Origin of the sequence: Synechococcus sp. R5-12 (assembly GCF_047502655.1) — a bacterium.
Taxonomy (GTDB): domain Bacteria; phylum Cyanobacteriota; class Cyanobacteriia; order Thermostichales; family Thermostichaceae; genus Thermostichus.
The window spans coordinates 1-15636 of the sequence record NZ_JANSIM010000103.1; the positions used below are offsets into that span (position 1 = coordinate 1).

Below are 15636 nucleotides of genomic sequence, written 5' to 3' on the forward strand. Positions count from 1 at the left end.
TGAACAGTGATGTTCAGCAGTGTTCAGCGTAAATGTATCAGGTGTTCTCCTCCGTTTTTTGAACTCATGGCAGATTGGATCCTGTTGGCGCTGGTGGGTTCTGCAACCTACCTGCTGCTGCAAAAAAGTGTGGCCCGCCTTTCGAAGGTGCCGTGGCGGATCCTGTGGCTGGTGATGATGCTGCCCCCTTTGGTTTGGGTGCTGGGGCGTCAGGTGTTTCAGTACGAATTGCCTCCCTTGCTGATGCTGCTGCTGTTTCTCACCTCCTACTTTACCAGCATGACCTTGGTGAGACGAGGGGGTATTCGACCCTCAACCGGAGGCCCTCGGCCAGAGGTGGAAAACTCCTCTCCAGAAGCGGATCCCTCGCCGGCTGGGGAACCTGAGCCAGAGGAAGAGGAGGAAGACGGCGCCGCAGATCCGGTCTCGCTGGCTCTTGCCCACACCCCCATCTCCGAAGTGCCGCGGGAGAAGCTGAGCCATTGCTTCCCCTGGAACGTCTTTTATTTGCAAAATGTGGAGTACCGCCCCCAGGCGATCATCTGCCGGGGCAACTTGCGGGCGGATCCCAGTGAAGCCTATGAGCGGGTGCAGCAAAACGTGGAAACCACTTTCGGCAAACGCTTTTTGGTGGTGCTGCAGGAGGGGTTTGCCGGTAAGCCCTTTTTTGCCTTGGTGCCCAACCCGGCGGCGCGGCGCTCCCTGGCGGACAGTCGAGAGTTGCCGCTGCTGGCTTTGGGGCTGTTGCTATTCACCTTCTGGACAACCCTCAGTGCTGGGGCCCACGCGGCTGGGGTTAGCCCTGACCGGCTGCTGCATTTGCCCTCTCTGATGAAAGGATTGCCCTATGCGGTCGGGATCCTTGCCATTTTGGGATCCCATGAGTGGACTCGTTACTGGGTGGCCCGCCGCCACCACATCAAAACCTCGCTGCCCTATTTCATCCCGGTGCCTTTTGTCCTAGGGACTTTTGGGGCGTTTATCCAGTTGAAAGAGCCGGTGCCCAACCGCAAGGTGTTGTTTGATATCGCCGCCGCTGGGCCGCTGGCAGGGAGTCTTGTTGCTTTGGGCATGCTGTTGCTGGGGCTGTTGTTTTCAGCGCCTGCAGATCCTCCCGCGGTGCCGGAGGGGCAGCCGACCCCGATTAGTTTTCATCGCATTGACCCGCGCCTATCGGTGCTGCTGGCAATTCTGGCCCGTATGGTGCTGGGGGATCAGTTGCAGCCGGGGCAGGTGATCGAGCTGCACCCGCTGGCCTTTGCCGGCTGGCTGGGCTTGGTGGTGATTGCCTTTAACCTCATGCCGGTGGGCCAACTGGATGGAGGGCACATTGTCCACGCAGTGTATGGACAGCAGATGGGAGCGAATGTGGGCCGGGTAGCCCGCTGGTTGGTGTTGCTGCTGGCTTTGACGGTGCAGCCTTGGCTGTTGCTCTGGGCGCTGCTGCTGTTTGTGATTTCCAGTGCCGACGAGCCGGCCCTCAACGATGTGACGGAACTGGACGAGGCCCGAGATCTGCTGGGGCTGGGGATGCTCACGCTGCTGGTGCTGATCCTGCTGCCGGTGCCGCCGTTTTTGCAAAATGGACTGGGCTTGGCCTAGATCCGGGGTAGGATCCAAACCGCCCCTGACCTCGTTCTCCTCTCATGCAACGCAGCTTAATTGTTCAAAAGTACGGCGGTACCTCTGTCGGCTCTGTGGAGCGTATCCAGGCCGTGGCTCAACGGGTGGCCCACACGGTGAAGGCAGGGCATCGGGTGGTGGTGGTGGTCTCGGCGATGGGGGATGAAACCGATCGCCTTGTGGATCTGGGGGAACAGATATTGCAGGGATCCCCGACCACACCGGCCCAGTTGCGGGAATGGGATATGCTCCTTTCCACCGGTGAGCAGGTGAGCATTGCCCTGGTGGCCTTGGCGCTGCAACGCTTGGGGTGTCCTGCCCTTTCCCTGACGGCAGCCCAGGTGGGCATTGTCACCACTCGGGATCACAGCCGGGCCCGCATTTTGCACATCCACACCGACCGCCTGTGGCAGCACCTGGAGCGGGAAGAGGTGGTGGTGGTGGCCGGGTTTCAGGGGATTACCAGCCTGGCGGAGCTGGAGATCACCACCCTGGGTCGGGGGGGATCCGACACCACGGCGGTGGCCTTGGCAGTGGCTTTGGGAGCAGAGCTGTGTGAGATCTACACCGATGTGCCGGGGATCTTCACCACGGATCCGCGTAAGGTGCCTGAGGCCAGGCTGTTGCCGGAGATCACCAGTGATGAAATGTTGGAGCTGGCCAGCTTGGGGGCCCAGGTGCTGCATCCCCGCTCGGTGGAAATTGCCCGCAACTACGGTGTGAAGCTGCGGGTGCGCTCCAGCTTGGAGCCGTTGCAGGCGGGATGCGAGGGCACTCTCATTCTTTCTCCTCCCCCCCGTCCTCGTGCTGCCGACAGCAGTATCGAGCTGGGCCTGGCGGTGGATACGGTGGAGCTGGATCGGGATCAGGCCAAGTTGGTGTTGGTGGGGGTGCCGGATCGCCCTGGCATTGCCGCCCAGCTCTTTCAGGGGATCGCGGCAGCAGGGGTGAATGTGGATTTGATTTTGCAGTCCCTCCAGTTCACAGCCTCTTGCGCCAGCGGGACGGACTCCTTGCCGCAGGGATCCGTGCCCCAGCCCACCAATGACATTGCCTTTACGGTCAGTCGGTCGCAGGTGACCGAGGCTGCAGCCGTTGCCCGGCAGATTGGCCAAGAGCTGCAGTGTGCAGCGGTGATTGTGGATGAGGCGGTGGCCAAAGTCAGCATTGCCGGGGTGGGGATGATGGGCCGACCTGGGATCGCGGCGCAAATGTTCCAGGTGCTGGCCGAGGCCGGGATCAATTTGCAGATGATCTCCATGTCCGAGATCAAGGTGAGCTGTGTGGTGGCTGCGGAGCGGGCCGGTGATGCCGCCTTGGCTCTGGGAGAGTCGTTCCAGGTGATCCCCCACTTGCATCGGGCAAAGATGCCGGCTGCTCCTCAAGACAGCCACCCGGTACGCGGTGTTGCCTTGGATTTGAAGCAATCGCGGCTGGGCCTTCGCAAAGTGCCGGATCGTCCGGGAACTGCCGCCCATTTGTTCGGGCGCTTGGCGGCTGCCGGGATCATCGTGGACACCATCATCCAAAGCCAGCGGGGCTACCACAACGGGATCCCCAGTACCGACATTGCCTTTACCGTGCCTCAGGATCAAGCGATGGCTGCTGAGGCAGTCTGCCGGCAGGTGGCCGAAGAGCTCCAGGCGGCAGGCGTTGACGCAGATCACGACATTGCCAAGGTCAGCATTGTCGGCGCCGAGATGGAAACCTATCCCGGCGTGGCTGCTCGCCTGTTTGCAGCCCTAGCCGAAGCCGGAATCAACATCGAGATGATCGCCACCTCGGAGATCAAGGTGAGCTGTGTAGTGCGCCGGGATCGAGGGATCCCGGCCTTGCAAGCTATTCACCGCGCTTTCCGGCTGGACTGCCCCTAGCCTGCCTCAGGGTCTGGCCGCCAGCAGCAAGGGAAAATGATGGGCGTTGGGGGCGTGCATCACCTGGATCCCCAGATTGGCGCGGTTGAGGAGATCGGCGTAGGTGGGGATGAAGCGGCCCTGGCTGTCCAGGATGGACTGGTTGAAGTTAAAGCCGTTCAAGTTAAAGGCCATCAGGCCGATACCTATCGCCGCCGCCCAGATCCCCACCGTGGGCAGGGCCGCCATCCAGAAGTGGACGGAACGGCTGTTTCTCAGGCCCAGGCCGGGGAACCCCAGCCGCCCCAAGAACGCGTAGTGCCCGGCCAGGAAGTTGTAGGTGACTTCCTCCTGCCCGAAGCGGTAGCCGGCATTTTGTGACTCTTCTTCCGAGGTCTCGCGGATTAGGCTGGAGATCACCAGGGAGCCGTGCAGGGAGGCCAGCAGAGCGCCGCCAAAGACGCCGGCCACCCCCAGCCAGCTAGCAGGGTGCATGAGGATATTGTGCTCCGCCTGGAAAGCCAGCATGAAGTAGAAGGTGCCGGCGATCCCCAGGGGCAAGCCCTCCGAGAAACTGCCCTGGCCGATGGGGTAAACCAAGAGCACTGCCGTAGCCGCCGCCGCCGGAGCGGAAAACGCCACCGCAATCCAGGGACGCATGCCCAAGCGATAGCTCAGCTCCCACTGCCGGCCCAGGTAGCACCACACCCCGATCAGGAAATGGAGCACGATCAGTTGGTAGGGGCCGCCGTTGTAGAGCCATTCATCCAAAGAGGCGGCTTCCCAAATGGGATAAAAGTGCAAGCCGATGGCCGCCGACGTGGGCACCACCGCCGCCGAGATGAGATTGTTCCCCCCTATCAAAGAGCCGATCACCGGCTCGCGGATCCCATCCACATCCACCGGCGGAGCAGCAATAAAAGCGATTACAAAACAAAAGGCTGCTGCCAACAAGGTCGGGATCATCAACACGCCAAACCAGCCGATGTAAAGCCGGTTTTCGGTGCTGGTTATCCATTGGCAAAAGCCATTCCAACTCCAGAGCTGCCGCGCAGCCGAGGAGCGGCGAATTACCGTACTCATAGGCCAACTCCTAAAGAGACAAAACCATTCTTTGCTTTGTCGGCTTCCTTGAACGGGGCAAAACTCTTCCCGCGCCGACCGCCAAAAGCGTCTCCTTCTTTCAGGCTAGACAGTTTTAGGGACGCCGACAGGGATCCCTAACTTTCGCAACGGGACTGTGAAAAAAATGGATTTGTCGATACAAATCAGCACCGATATGTTGCAATTTGGAGGTCTTTGAGAGCTTCCCGGCGAAGGTCGGTCACTGGCAGTTGATGGCAGCCAAGCTTGAGCAGACGTTTCTTAAGGATAGGTTTAGGAAAGAGGTGCCGTCCGGGACCTGCTTTTTTTCCTCCAGAATCCTAGACAGAGAAAAAATCCTGCAAGCACTTCACCTGCAGGGATCCCGACTGCAAAGCACGGATGGCAGCCGCGGTGGCTTTGGCCCCTGCCAAGGTGGTCACCAGAGGGATCTTGTAGGCCAGGGCAGTGCGGCGGATCTTTTGGCCATCTTGCTGCGCCTCGACACCGGAAGGGGTGTTGATAATGAGCTGAATCTGGTGATTTTTGATGGCGTCGATGACGTGGGGCCGTCCCTCGTGCAGCTTGAGGACTTTGTCCACCGGGATCCCGTGCTCGGCTAAAACTTTTTGGGTTCCTTCGGTGGCCAACAGGCGAAAGCCCAGCCCCACAAACTCGCGGGCTACCGGGATGACCGCCTGTTTATCCCGGTCGCTGACGCTGATGAACACCGTCCCCTGCAGAGGTAGATTCTGCCCCGCCGCCAGTTGGGCTTTGGCGTAAGCGCGGCCAAAGTCCGTGTCAATGCCCATCACCTCACCGGTGGAGCGCATCTCCGGCCCCAGCAGCGTGTCGGTGCCGGGAAACTTGTGGAAGGGCAAAACCGCTTCTTTGACGGCAATGTGGGAGGGGATCACCTCCTGGGTAAAGCCCAGCTCGGCTAGGGTTTTGCCGCTCATCACTTGAGCGGCGTAGTCTGCCAGCGGATGGCCGATGGCCTTGCTGACAAAGGGGACGGTGCGGGAGGCGCGCGGATTGGCCTCCAGGATATAGACTTGACCTTTTTGGACGGCGTATTGCACGTTGATCAGGCCCACCACCTTCAGAGCTTGGGCCAACTTCACCGTCCACTCGCGGATCACCCGCAGCACCTCGGGGCTGAGGGTGCGGCTGGGCAATACACAGGCCGAATCGCCCGAGTGGATCCCGGCCTGCTCGATGTGCTCCAGAATGCCGCCGATGGTAACAGCGCCGGTGCGGTCGGCAATGGCATCCACATCCACCTCCACCGCCTCTTCCAGGAACTGATCCACCAGCACCGGACGATCCGGATCCACCGCCACCGCCAGTTGCATGTAGCGCTGCAGGTCTTGGTCGGAATAGACGATCTCCATGGCTCGTCCCCCCAAGACGTAGCTGGGCCGCACCACCACCGGATAGCCGATGCGGCGGGCAATTTCCAAGCTTTCTTCCACGCTGCGGGCAATGCCGTTGGCCGGTTGGCGAATATCCAACTCCCGCAAGATGCGCTCGAAGCGCCCCCGATCCTCAGCAATGTCGATGGAGTCGGGGGAAGTTCCCCAGATGGGAGCCTGGGCTGCTGCCAGCCCCTGCGCCAGCTTGAGGGGAGTTTGACCGCCAAATTGCACGATCAGGCCGACCGGCTGCTCAGCATCCACCAAGTTCATCACCTCTTCATGGGTGAGCGGCTCAAAATAGAGGCGATCAGCGGTGTCGTAGTCGGTGGAAACGGTTTCCGGGTTGGAGTTGACCATGATCGCCTCGTAACCCAGGCGGCTGAGGGCAAAGGCAGCATGACAACAGCAGTAGTCGAATTCGATCCCCTGGCCGATGCGGTTGGGGCCACCTCCCAAGATCATCACCTTCTCTTTGCGGGCCGGGAAAATCTCCGACTCGCTCTCGTAGGTAGAGTACTGGTAGGGGGTAGCAGCCTCAAATTCGGCGGCGCAGGTATCTACAGTTTTGTAGGTGGGGATCACCCCCAGGCTTTTGCGGCAGGCCCGCACCTGATGTTCCGTGGATCCAGTGAGGTGGGCAATTTGTCGGTCGCTGAAGCCCATTTGCTTGAGATGCCGCAGATCCTCAGCACTCAGGGATCCCAGCTCCCGCCCCTTGAGGGCTTGCTCCACCTCCACCAACTCCTGTAGCTTGTCGATAAACCAGGGATCGATGTGGGTGAGTTGGGCAATCTCCTGGGCAGAAAAGCCCATGAGCAGAGCGGTGCGGATGGTGAGCAATCGGAAGGGGTTGGGGGTGCGCAGGTTGGCCCGCACTTCCTCTGGCTTGGGGAAAACCTCCGGCCTATCGCTGCCAAAGCCGGGACGGTCGATTTCCAGGGAACGCAATGCCTTCTGGATGGATTCTTGAAAAGTGCGGCCAATGGCCATCGCCTCCCCCACCGATTTCATCTGGGTGGTGAGAACCGGCTCTGCGCCGGGGAATTTTTCAAAAGCAAAGCGAGGGATCTTGGTGACCACATAGTCGATGGTGGGCTCGAAGCTGGCCGGAGTTTTGCGGGTGATGTCGTTGGGGATCTCCGGCAGCGTGTAGCCCACTGCCAGTTTGGCGGCAATTTTGGCGATGGGAAAGCCGGTGGCCTTGCTGGCCAAAGCAGAAGAGCGGGAGACCCGCGGGTTCATCTCGATCACCCGCACCTCGCCGTTGGCAGGGTTGACGGCAAATTGCACGTTGGATCCCCCGGTCTCTACGCCAATTTCGCGCATGATGGCGATGGCATAGTCCCGCAGCCGCTGGTATTCCTTGTCGGTGAGGGTTTGGGCCGGGGCCACGGTGATGGAGTCGCCAGTGTGCACCCCCATCGGGTCGATGTTTTCTATGGAGCAGATGATCACCACGTTATCCGCCAGATCCCGCATCACCTCCAGCTCAAACTCCTTCCAGCCGATGACCGATTCTTCCACCAAGATCTGGGAAACGGGGCTGGCTTCCAAACCGGCGGCGCAGATCTCTTCAAACTCCTCCTGGTTGTAGGCCACCCCACCACCGGTGCCCCCCAGGGTATAGGCCGGGCGGATGATGAGGGGATAGCCGATCTCCTGGGCAATCTGCTTGGCTTCTTCCAGGGTGTGGGCCAGGCCAGAGCGGGGCACGGCCAAGCCAATCCGCTGCATGGCTTGCTTGAAGAGATCGCGGTCTTCGGCTTTTTCAATGGCCTCCCGCTTGGCCCCAATCAACTCCACCCCGTACTGCTCCAGGATCCCTTGCTGGGCCAGTTGCACCGCCACGTTGAGGGCCGTCTGGCCGCCCATGGTGGGCAGCAAAGCATCAGGGCGCTCCCGCTCGATAATTTTGGCCACAAAGTCCACCGTCACCGGCTCGATGTAGGTGCGCTCCGCCATACTGGGATCCGTCATGATGGTGGCGGGGTTAGAGTTGACCAAAACGACCTCATAGCCCTCTTCCCGCAGGGCTTTGCAGGCTTGGGTGCCCGAGTAGTCGAACTCACAGGCTTGGCCAATGACGATCGGCCCCGCTCCAATGAGCAAGATTTTGTGGATATCGGTGCGGCGCGGCATAGGGATCCCACCAGGTGGCAGAGTCAGCCTTCTATTGTAGAGGTCACCTGCAGGTCAAGTTGCTCATCGGGATCCCTCTTTTTTGGGTGTTGCGCTTTCAAAGGCTATGCACAGCAGGCAGAGCTTGGATCCCTGGCAGGCAGGAGTTCTCTGGGGCAACCCGCAAAAGGGCAGCTTCTTCATCAGTATCAATAGACGGGAAAACTTGAACTTTAGATGATATCAATGCTATCGTCGCAGCAAAGCCGCCCAGGGATCTGCCGATCGAGGAAACGCTCTATGGCCACGTTAATTGTTCGCAATGTTGACGAAGCCATTGTCAAAGCTCTCAAACAAAGGGCTAGTCGTCACGGCGTTAGTGCAGAGGCCGAACACCGCAAAATCCTAGAGCAAGTCTTACTCCAGCCTGCGAAACAGTCCTTTGCCGAAGTGCTCAGATCGATACCTAACGTTGGCAACGATTCAGACTTTGAGCGGGTGCAAGATAACACTGCCCATGACGTATTTGCTTGACACTAACGTCATCAGTGAGCTGCGCAAACACAGTCAAGCCAACTCCGGGGTTCAAGAATTTCTTCAAACTGCCATTGAGCAAGAGGCCCGCATCTACATCAGCGTGATCACGCTGGGCGAACTCCGCCGAGGCGTTGAACTCATGCGCCATCGCGGCGATCATCTGCAAGCCAACCTTCTGGAGAGGTGGCTGCAAACGGTTGTCGATGACTATGCCGATCACATTCTTGATTTCACAATTACCGAAGCCCAGGTATGGGGAAGCCTGTGCGTACCTCACTCTCAAAATGCGATTGACAAACAACTGGCTGCTACAGCCTTGGTTTACGGACTTACCCTGGTTACTCGCAATGTCCGTGATTTTGCCGGGACAGGGGTACCTCTCATTAACCCATTTAGACCCTCATAACAAGCCGCGGTAGCGAATAAAGATCAAAACTGCCGCCCAGGATCCCAGCGCCACTTTGATCGCCACCAGAATATTGAGAATCGGGATCCAACCGCCGCTAAACAGATCCCCCAACTCCCCTCTGGGCAATTCCCAGCCGGCCAGAGCCACCACGGCCACCCCGATAAACGTCACCACCGACAGCTTCTCCCACATCGCAGCCCGCCACCGTTTGTAGATGGCCTCCATCCAGGCGGAAGAGGCGGTGATCGCCACCAAGCCAATGGCCGTCCCCCCCGCCACCCCGGCAGCAAAGCCTCCGCCCGGCGTCAGGTGCCCTCGAATGGCCAGCTCCACCGCGATCAAAGCCGAAATGGTGGCTCCCACTCGCGCCAACACAATCGAGGGAATATCGGTAAATTGAGCTACATTGGCTGTCGGCTGCTCATCCGCCAGCAGATATTGGGCGCCCAAAATCGCCGTAGAAAACACCACCACTTCAAAGACCGTATCGTAGAGGCGGTTGCGCAGAATGAGACCCGTCACCGCGTTGGGCACACCGCTTTCGCTGGCCAGAATCTCCACCGCCTCGACTAAGGCCACGCCCGCTGCGCGATTGGGGGAAACGGATCCCGCCTCGCCCACAATGAGCTGTAGGGCTGCCAGCAGCACCGCTATCCCGTACACCCACTTCATGTCGCCATCACCTCAGCGGCCAGAGCTTGCTGCGCCAAAATGGCCTGCAGGCGGGGTACGCGTGTAACCAGGCGATACTCTGCTGCTTCTCCGGCGGGCTCAAGGGCAATGGTGTGTACCTCCCGGCTGCGAAGAGCAGCCACCAACGCCTCTGAACTCCCATAGGCGGCCAACTCCAAGCGCATGTGATACCGCTGTAGCCCTTGGCGCATCTGCTGTAACAACTGCCGTGCTGCTGAGGTACTGGCCTCCAGCACAGGGCTGCCTTCGAGAACGCCCAGGCGCATGCTCAGCGAAGAGCGCACCGCAATGGCGTAGAGGGTAATAGAAAGCATGGTGCCCACCAGTGCCTCGGTCAGAGCCACATCCGCCGCCCCAAACAGCGCATAGATCAGGGCGGCAATCGTCCCCAGGATCCCTCGCATTACCAAGGCGTGGTAGGGATTGGTCTGAGTCACCACCAAGCTTGCCGTCAGGGGCAGGAGTAACGCTATCACCAGCAACAGGGTCTCTTCCATCCTGCCCTCCTATAGGGACTTGCGCTGCGAGCAAAACGCCAGCACATAGCCCAGAATGGTATTCCAAATAGCCAGGGAGATCAGTGCCAACACCAACAGGGGCCATTCCCGTGGGATCCGCAACAGCAGCCCCAGCATGATGCTCATCGAGCCCAGGGTGTCCGACACCGAAAGGCCGTGCAGCTTAAATAAAATCGAGCGATCCCCAAGGAGCGGCGCCGTTCCCCACAACCAAAACAGCACACCAATCCCAAACAACAGATAGCTCAGACCTTCCACCCAGACTTCCACACCTACCCCCAGGGCCTTTCTAAAGCATTTCCAGCCGTTTCAGTACATGAGCCAAGAGCATTAAGGCCGCATTGCCCACCGACAAAATCAAAACCCCCACAATTCCGATCATCCAATCATCCCGCACCACCGACACCACCAAAATCAGGATGGCCGTCTTTGTGGCCAAGCTGGCAAAGGCGAGCATCGTCTGCCAAATATCTTCCTTCAGCCAAGCGGCATACAGGGGCAAGCACAGCGTTAGGGTCAGGAGAAACAGCAGTAGGTTCACACGTCCTCCCGCGGCTTGAGCACATGGACTTCATAAGTGCCTTGGGCATTGCAATTGAGCACGATGGTTTTGGGCGTGAAGGTAATTAAAAAGATATCCAGAAACACCAGCCCTGCTGAACGGTTGGGCAGGGTTTGTTTGTATACAACTTCCTCAACAGTGTGGGGCTTGAGGATCATCTCGAAGGCTTCCCAGTAGGCTCTTGGGATGGCGAGAAGAATTTCCTGGAGCACTCGCCCCCAATCCCGCCATTGCACCGGTGCGGAAGCCTGGCGCGGCAGCAGCAACGTTGCCGCCACCCCGATGGCCACATTGTCCCAGCTCAGATTGCCCGTCAGCAGAAACCAAATCAAGAGGCGCAGGCCGATTTCCAATAGACCCAGCTTAGGGTAGCGCTCCATGACTGACCTCACCAAACAGAACCCAAACCAGCACCAACACCACGCTCAGGCCACCCACCACGGCCTCCAGCCCTTCGTTCACCGACCCTCCCTTCAGAGGGATCCGCTCCCAAAACCAGCCTAGGGGGATCCCAACGCCCAAACTGAGGAGCGCCTTGAGAAGATTGTCAGCGCCATAGGCCGCCGGTAGCCAGCCCCAGAGCAAGCCCCCACCCCAAAGCACCAGTGCCACTTTATCTTGCCAAGGAGTTGCAGAGGTGGTTGCCCCCTTCATTGGAGAAACAGGTGCCCGCAGCACTCGCACGCCTAAACAAGTGGTGCCGACGGTAACCCCCACCAGCAGCCACTCGTGCCAGGGATCCAGAGCAGACAAGCTGAGGGCCTTGGCCGCATACCCCAAACTGCCGGGTACCCCTGCCAGGGAAGCCGTCCCCAAGAGCAGCATCGGCCAACGCCAGGGATGGGTCACGCTTGTTCCAACAAACAGCAAGGGCTTTGCCAACCCATGGGCAAGACCGTACAAACCTGCCCATTGAGGGGCAGCAATCACAAATCCCATCTGCGATACCGAGCTCCAGGCGAGAAGGTGCTGGGGCGTGCTCCCCATCAAGGCCAGTAGGATCCCGAAAACGGCTGAACCAGCGCTCAAGTAGGGCAACCCCTGGGCCAAGACCGGCGAAGCCTCGCTGCAGCGCACCAAAGCCATGGCTCCTGCTTTGGTCGTAAAACCGCTGAGCACCGCCGCAACAACGGGATCCGCGGTAACGTAGGTGAGGGGCAGCCACAGGCCGGCAACGAAGATCGCCCCCTTGGCCAAAAGACCCACAGCAATCAGCGCCAAGGCCGTGGGGTCGGCCATAGCCAAACTGCTCATCGCCAGGGATCCCGTGCGCACATAGACCAGGATTGCGCCCATCAGGTAGAAGAGCATGGCCACATTGCTCATGAAAAGGTAGCGCAGCCCCACCCAGAGCTGGCGATCGCGGTGCGGAGCATTTTCTTCCACTGTGGGTTGGCCCTCAGCCCGCCGCCCGTAGGTCAGCAGCAAAAACACGCCGATGCTGAGCACCTCCAGGGAAACGTAGACGCTGATCAGGTCAGCACTGATGATGACGGCGTTGGCGCTACCGTGCACGATCAGTAGCTGCATGGCCAGAAAGCGGCTGCCCGCAAAGCGTCTATCCAAATACAGCGCCACCCCCAGCGTGACCAGGCCGTGAGCCAAGAGCATCGCTGCTCCATTGGCATCGATCCGCAGCGTCACCCCGAAGTGATCCAAAAGCTGCAGCTCCAAGGGCGCAGCGGTTGTGCCGGGCAAGCCCCCCTGCTGCACCGCATAGGCCACCGTCAGCGCGGCCATCCCCACCAAGCTGGGACGGGTCAGGGCCGGCATCAAGTAGGTTGTGAAGGCCAGCAGAAAGGGCAATGCCACCCACACCAGCGTCAGCTCAGTCATCGGTAGAAGTGCTCTGCGCCCCTGACGCGACTGCCTGTTCGATGCTCTCGACTTCGAGGGTGGGATGATTGCGGGACAGCTTCATCACCCCCACCAACATCAAGGCTTGTACCGATAGGCCAATGACGATGGCCGTGAGGATGATCCCCTGAGGCACCGGGTCGGCATAGTCCAGCTCGCGCCAGGGTTTGTAGATGGGGGTGAACACACCGCTCCGGGCTGCCCAGATCACGAAGAAGGCGATGACCCCGGTGCTCATAACATCCATAGATAGGATCTTCATAATGAGGTTGCGCTTGACCACGACTCCCCAGAAGCCAAGGAAGATCGTGAGGATGACGGCGGCATTTAACATAGACACCTCGCTTGCTGCGCTCGAGCTATCTGGTCGCTCAGTCGTTCTAAGGCTACGCCCGCTACGTGACCAGTATCCAGCTTCCGCAGCCGCGGCAGCCAGATAGCCTGTGGCCGGCTGCAACGCTGCCGGGATCCCCATCTCCCCAGCAAGACCGGGATCCCGAATTCGAAAGAGCTGCAGCTCCCAATGGGCAACTTGCTGCGACTTCTTGCCAGCTCTGGGGCTTGGTGGGATCCTGGTCATACACCTCTCATGCCAAGGTCGGAATTGATGGCCGCTGTCCGCAGTTTAAGTTGTTTTTAATGGCCTTGGCGGAACCGACTTCTGGATGCTGAAGATAAGGTGTTGGAGAAGGGGGTTGTAAAAGCCGTGATGCTGCCGGTGGCCGAAGCAGAAGCCCTGATTTTGCAGGCGGTTCAGCCGCTGGGCACAGAGTGGGTGGAGCTGGGATCCGCCCAAGGCCGCGTTCTCAGCCAAACTGTGTATAGCCCCCAGGATTTTCCGGCCCATCCCACCTCCAGTATGGATGGCTATGCCGTGCGCCATGAAGATGTGCAAGCGGGGATCCCTTGTGAGCTGCAGGTGATTGAGACTCTCCCCGCCGGAAAGGCACCCACCCGAGAGCTCCAGCCTGGACAAGCGGTGCGTCTCTACACCGGCTCCCTCTTGCCCAGCGGTGCGGACACCGTGGTGATGCAGGAATACACGCAGCAACCTTCGCCAGGAACCGTTCGCCTCTTGCAGCGCCCGCAGCGGGGCCAATTTGTCCGGCCTCAGGGAGACTTTGCCCGCCAGGGGGATCCCCTCCTGCCGGCAGGGCAGGCTTTGGGCGGAGCGGAGCTGGCCGTTTTGGCTGCCATCCGACAGGCGATGGTGCCGGTGTTTCGTCAGCCCCGGGTAGCCCTGTTCTCGACAGGGGATGAGTTGGTGCCCATCCAGCAGGTGCCGGAGCCGGGGCAGGTTGTGGATTCCAACCAGTACGGCCTGGCGGCTCTGGTCAAGGCAGCGGGTGGGATCCCGATCCAGTTGGGCATCGTGCCGGATCGGCCCCAGGTGTTGCGGCAGGTCGTCCAGCAGGCCCTGGCCTCTGCCGATGGGGTGATCTCTTCCGGAGGGGTATCGGTGGGGGATTTTGACCTGGTGGAAAAGGTGCTGGAGGAGTTGGGAGGCGAGATTTTCATCCGCAGCGTGGCCATCAAGCCGGGCAAACCCCTGACGGTGGCTCGTTTTCCCAATCCCCACGGCCCCCCCAAGCTCTACTTTGGCCTGCCGGGCAACCCTGCCTCTGCCCTGGTGACCTTCTGGCGCTTTTTGCACCCGGCCCTGCGAAAAATGGGCGGATCCCTGCCCCCCTGCTGGCAGATCCTCTCCGCCTTCAGCCCGGTGGATCTGCATGCCGACGGTCAGCGGGAACACTATCTCTGGGGACGGCTGCAGGTCAGGCCTGAGGGGATCCAATTTCAGCCCGCCGCCAACCTCAATTCCGGCAATCTCATCAGTCTGGCCGGCTGTAATGCCTTGGCTGTGCTGCCAGTAGGGACAACCCAGATCCCTGCTGGTTCGCCCGTTCAGGTGCTGCAACTGCCCTGAAGATCCCTAGCCTTCCTCTCGCTGCTGCTGGAATAGCCGCCATAGTCAATCCAAATAACAATGAGACGCTAGCCAGTACAACAGTTCCGTCTGCAACAGCGGACCGCAGGCCTTATCACTTCATCCACAGAAGTTCCTCTATCAGCATGCATCCTTGCCCTCTTGAGAGCACTAAAATCACCCTCAATCTCATTCAAGTCTGGCGAGGGCCTCAGCAAAAAACCACCTCCTGCCCTGCCGCTTTCATCAAATCCTTTATCCTTCCCTTCCGTTCGCCGAGCAGGCCCTAGGCCTTTGAATCGGCCCATTGCCCAGAGTCAATACAGATGTCCTCTCCAAACTCGGCATTTAGTGTCCCTCAAATTCTTCCGCATTCGAGCTACTTGAAAAAGCGTCGGGGCTATCAAACCCCCTCTCTCCTTCCTCCTACCGGCTACTCAGCTCTCTCTCTTCCCATAAACTTTCTCCCCTCTCTTTGGCCAAGCATAAAACAGGTGCGTATCTCCCCAAACCCTGTCTCGTCATTCTCTCATCATTCGCGTCAGCGGTGCAGAGCCCATTGTAAGCTAAACTCTCACTTCCATACTTCTGAACCAACTCCCTCAAGACCCTAGAGTCGTTGATTCTCTCTTGCCAATCCCGCTCTCGGTGCCTTAACTCTTTTTTTTCGCGTTGTTTTCATCTTCCTAAGAGCATAGTAAATAGCGCTGGGATGGACGCCAAACCTCTGGGCTCTATCCTTCAGTCGAGCTTCTGGGTACTGTTCTACGTCTTGCTGCAGAGCGACCAAGTCTATCTTTCGCTTCCGAGTCTTGACTTTTGTCGGCCTCAGGTCTTCTCGGTTCAGCCAGCGATAAACCGTTGCACGACTGACTTTGTACATCTGTGCAGCTGCAGTGGGGCTGCCCCCTTCCTGGACATACCCTACGACTCTCTCTCTCAGGTCTAAGCTATAGGTCATGAAGCTTCCTCCTGAGGTCTACCCCCACGTCATCTTGCCTTTAACACCGTCTCATTGTCAACTGAATTGACTACAAC

The 15636-nt window shown here is 59.4% G+C and carries 14 protein-coding genes and 1 pseudogene; 5 read left to right on the forward strand and 10 right to left on the reverse strand.

The annotated features are described in order from the left end of the window. Window positions 1–66: 66 nt before the first annotated feature. Both NW843_RS06405 and NW843_RS06410 read left to right on the forward strand, forming a co-directional pair. Window positions 67–1602: a site-2 protease family protein gene (locus NW843_RS06405; protein ID WP_414522441.1), complete on the forward strand. Its 1536-nt coding sequence runs from the start codon at window positions 67–69 to the stop codon at window positions 1600–1602. 44 nt (window positions 1603–1646) lie between these two features. Next, window positions 1647–3497: an aspartate kinase gene (locus tag NW843_RS06410; RefSeq protein WP_414522442.1), complete on the forward strand. Its 1851-nt coding sequence runs from the start codon at window positions 1647–1649 to the stop codon at window positions 3495–3497. Between the two features lie 6 nt (window positions 3498–3503). Here NW843_RS06410 and psbA read toward each other — a convergent pair whose 3' ends face one another. Continuing rightward, a complete protein-coding gene (gene psbA / locus NW843_RS06415; RefSeq protein ID WP_414522443.1) occupies window positions 3504–4559 on the reverse strand; it encodes a photosystem II q(b) protein in 1056 nt (351 codons plus the stop codon). Window positions 4560–4900: 341 nt separating this feature from the next. After that, on the reverse strand, window positions 4901–8116 hold the full coding sequence (carB, locus tag NW843_RS06420; RefSeq protein ID WP_414522444.1) for a carbamoyl-phosphate synthase large subunit: 3216 nt from the start codon (window positions 8114–8116) through the stop codon (window positions 4901–4903). 279 nt (window positions 8117–8395) lie between these two features. Here carB and NW843_RS06425 point away from each other — a divergent pair, with 279 nt between their 5' ends. Both NW843_RS06425 and NW843_RS06430 read left to right on the forward strand, forming a co-directional pair. After that, entirely contained in the window at window positions 8396–8629 is a 234-nt protein-coding gene (locus tag NW843_RS06425; RefSeq protein ID WP_071818136.1) for a FitA-like ribbon-helix-helix domain-containing protein, read from the forward strand. Continuing rightward, on the forward strand, window positions 8613–9038 hold the full coding sequence (locus NW843_RS06430; protein WP_414348624.1) for a type II toxin-antitoxin system VapC family toxin: 426 nt from the start codon (window positions 8613–8615) through the stop codon (window positions 9036–9038). Before NW843_RS06425 ends, NW843_RS06430 begins: the two co-directional genes overlap by 17 nt. Here NW843_RS06430 and NW843_RS06435 read toward each other — a convergent pair. From NW843_RS06435 to NW843_RS06465, 7 genes are read right to left on the reverse strand one after another with little or no spacing between them, the layout of a single operon-like run. Beyond that, window positions 9033–9713 (reverse strand): Na(+)/H(+) antiporter subunit B, encoded by a 681-nt coding sequence (locus NW843_RS06435; RefSeq protein WP_414522445.1) that lies wholly within the window; start codon window positions 9711–9713, stop codon window positions 9033–9035. The genes NW843_RS06430 and NW843_RS06435 overlap by 6 nt on opposite strands. After that, window positions 9710–10231, reverse strand: coding sequence for a DUF4040 domain-containing protein (locus NW843_RS06440; RefSeq protein WP_414522446.1), 522 nt, complete (start codon window positions 10229–10231; stop codon window positions 9710–9712). Before NW843_RS06440 ends, NW843_RS06435 begins: the two co-directional genes overlap by 4 nt. A gap of 9 nt (window positions 10232–10240) precedes the next feature. Next, the gene (locus NW843_RS06445; RefSeq protein WP_011431879.1) at window positions 10241–10522 is read right to left on the reverse strand and encodes a monovalent cation/H(+) antiporter subunit G; all 282 of its coding nucleotides are present in this window, start codon (window positions 10520–10522) and stop codon (window positions 10241–10243) included. A 19-nt stretch (window positions 10523–10541) separates the two neighbouring features. Further along, entirely contained in the window at window positions 10542–10793 is a 252-nt protein-coding gene (locus tag NW843_RS06450) for a hypothetical protein (RefSeq protein WP_011431878.1), read from the reverse strand. Next, window positions 10790–11194 (reverse strand): cation:proton antiporter, encoded by a 405-nt coding sequence (locus tag NW843_RS06455; RefSeq protein ID WP_414357737.1) that lies wholly within the window; start codon window positions 11192–11194, stop codon window positions 10790–10792. The genes NW843_RS06450 and NW843_RS06455 overlap by 4 nt, the downstream gene beginning before the upstream one ends. Then, entirely contained in the window at window positions 11178–12650 is a 1473-nt protein-coding gene (locus NW843_RS06460) for a cation:proton antiporter (RefSeq protein WP_414522447.1), read from the reverse strand. Before NW843_RS06460 ends, NW843_RS06455 begins: the two co-directional genes overlap by 17 nt. Beyond that, entirely contained in the window at window positions 12643–13005 is a 363-nt protein-coding gene (locus NW843_RS06465) for a cation:proton antiporter subunit C (protein WP_414408265.1), read from the reverse strand. The genes NW843_RS06460 and NW843_RS06465 overlap by 8 nt, the downstream gene beginning before the upstream one ends. 375 nt (window positions 13006–13380) lie before the next feature. Here NW843_RS06465 and glp point away from each other — a divergent pair, with 375 nt between their 5' ends. Then, window positions 13381–14598 carry a gephyrin-like molybdotransferase Glp gene (gene glp / locus NW843_RS06470; RefSeq protein ID WP_414522457.1) on the forward strand — a complete coding sequence of 406 codons (1218 nt, stop codon included), beginning with the start codon at window positions 13381–13383 and terminating at the stop codon, window positions 14596–14598. A 68-nt stretch (window positions 14599–14666) separates the two neighbouring features. On the opposite strand, the pseudogene NW843_RS06475 reads toward glp, so the two are convergent. Next, window positions 14667–15559: pseudogene (locus tag NW843_RS06475) on the reverse strand (IS630 transposase-related protein). Between the last annotated feature and the right edge of the window lie 77 nt (window positions 15560–15636).

Coding starts and splice junctions, on each gene's coding strand:
- psbA (WP_414522443.1), bottom strand. CDS start 4,559: ATGAGTACGGTAATTCGCCGCTCCTCGGCTGCGCGGCAGCTCTGGAGT.
- NW843_RS06405 (WP_414522441.1), top strand. CDS start 67: ATGGCAGATTGGATCCTGTTGGCGCTGGTGGGTTCTGCAACCTACCTG.
- NW843_RS06460 (WP_414522447.1), bottom strand. CDS start 12,650: ATGACTGAGCTGACGCTGGTGTGGGTGGCATTGCCCTTTCTGCTGGCC.
- NW843_RS06430 (WP_414348624.1), top strand. CDS start 8,613: ATGACGTATTTGCTTGACACTAACGTCATCAGTGAGCTGCGCAAACAC.
- NW843_RS06455 (WP_414357737.1), bottom strand. CDS start 11,194: ATGGAGCGCTACCCTAAGCTGGGTCTATTGGAAATCGGCCTGCGCCTC.
- NW843_RS06410 (WP_414522442.1), top strand. CDS start 1,647: ATGCAACGCAGCTTAATTGTTCAAAAGTACGGCGGTACCTCTGTCGGC.
- NW843_RS06425 (WP_071818136.1), top strand. CDS start 8,396: ATGGCCACGTTAATTGTTCGCAATGTTGACGAAGCCATTGTCAAAGCT.
- carB (WP_414522444.1), bottom strand. CDS start 8,116: ATGCCGCGCCGCACCGATATCCACAAAATCTTGCTCATTGGAGCGGGG.
- glp (WP_414522457.1), top strand. CDS start 13,381: ATGCTGCCGGTGGCCGAAGCAGAAGCCCTGATTTTGCAGGCGGTTCAG.
- NW843_RS06440 (WP_414522446.1), bottom strand. CDS start 10,231: ATGGAAGAGACCCTGTTGCTGGTGATAGCGTTACTCCTGCCCCTGACG.
- NW843_RS06435 (WP_414522445.1), bottom strand. CDS start 9,713: ATGAAGTGGGTGTACGGGATAGCGGTGCTGCTGGCAGCCCTACAGCTC.
- NW843_RS06465 (WP_414408265.1), bottom strand. CDS start 13,005: ATGTTAAATGCCGCCGTCATCCTCACGATCTTCCTTGGCTTCTGGGGA.